Raw genomic sequence first — 1,130 nt, 5'->3', positions numbered from 1 at the left:
GGCATGGATCAGGAGGCCCCGACAGCCGATGTCCTCGCTGATGCCCACGAGTCGGGTGACGGCGTCGGCGAGTAGGCCGGCGCCGAGCCCGCAGCCTTCGTGGTTCACGTGAACGCCCAGCCGGGCGAGGAGGGCGACGGGCTGGGGGTAGCGTCCGGCACCCTTGCGGAGCCGTGGGGGAGCGGACTCGACATCGATCTGGGCCATGCACCAGGCGTAGTAGGCGACCACGTCGCGGCTTCGGTGTGGGGTGACTGGGGTGACGACGACGACCCTGGTGGTCCCGGTTGTAGCGGATTGGCGGGCGTGGCGGCGCAGCCAGTTGGTCTGCTCGTCGGACCGGCAGGTGAACCCGTCGAGGTCGTCGACGGGTTCGAGTAGTCGCGGTGGCTGGTAGTCGGTCACCCGATGAAGGGGGACGGCCGTTGCATGAGCTGGCGCAGTCCGACGAGTTCCTCGGCGGGGCGACGGTTGACTCGTTCCCACTCGGCTGCCGCCTCGGGAGGCAGCGTGAACCGGTCGCGATCGGCAAGCACCCGGCGTGCCGCGTCGGTGAGGTGGCTGACGACGAACGAGGTGAGATCGGTGCCCGCAGCCTCGGCGGCCCGGTCGATGAGCACTCGTTCCTCCGCGGTGGTGCGAACTTCGAGCCGTCGGTCTCGTGTCCGGGCCGGTGTAGCCATGGCGAGCTCCTCTGAAGTGTACGGCCATCATACGGCCATTCCAGATCCACGGCAATCCGCTCGACGCGCCGGCCGCGCCGCTCACTCGGTTTGGCGGGCTCCAGAACACCGATTTGGGCGGCGACCTGCATGTCTGCGTGCGGGACAGGGGGCGTGTTGGGCAGGCTGAATGGTCATGGTGTGGTCCCTGCTCTACGCCCTGACGCGTCACCCTCGACGGGCCCGCATCACCCAGGCCGCTGCCGGCCACTTCGGCCACCTGGAGTTCCTTCCACGGGCATGTCACGCGTCACCGACCTCCCGCTGGTTCCTCGATCCCGCCGAGTGGGGACGCGGGGACGCGGGGACGCCGGATCGCGCTAGAGCAGGGAACGCATCCGCAGCAGATCGCGCATGCTGGCGTCCACCTTCAGCCGGCCGCTGGCCCAGGCCGAGGAGAACCGCAGG

The 1,130-nt window shown here is 69.6% G+C and carries 2 protein-coding genes; both read right to left on the bottom strand.

Features of this window, described 5'->3' with window-relative positions; genetic code table 11:
- A partial coding sequence (locus U9980_RS21300; RefSeq protein ID WP_322769541.1) for a hypothetical protein occupies window positions 1-405 on the bottom strand: 405 nt, incomplete at its 3' end.
- Window positions 402-683, bottom strand: a complete 282-nt coding sequence (locus U9980_RS21295; protein ID WP_322769540.1) for a DUF1778 domain-containing protein — start codon at window positions 681-683, stop codon at window positions 402-404. The genes U9980_RS21300 and U9980_RS21295, both read right to left, overlap by 4 nt.
- Window positions 684-1,130: the final 447 nt, after the last annotated feature.

It is taken from the genome of Protofrankia sp. Cr1 (genome assembly GCF_963555865.1).
Taxonomy (GTDB): Bacteria; Actinomycetota; Actinomycetes; order Frankiales; family Frankiaceae; genus Protofrankia.
The sequence above is the reverse complement of the archived record's forward strand: the minus strand, read 5'-3'. Positions and strand labels throughout refer to the sequence as shown.

What these genes read in the sequence shown, in the direction of transcription:
- U9980_RS21295 (WP_322769540.1), bottom strand. Translation starts at nt 683, where the DNA reads ATGGCTACACCGGCCCGGACACGAGACCGACGGCTCGAAGTTCGCACC.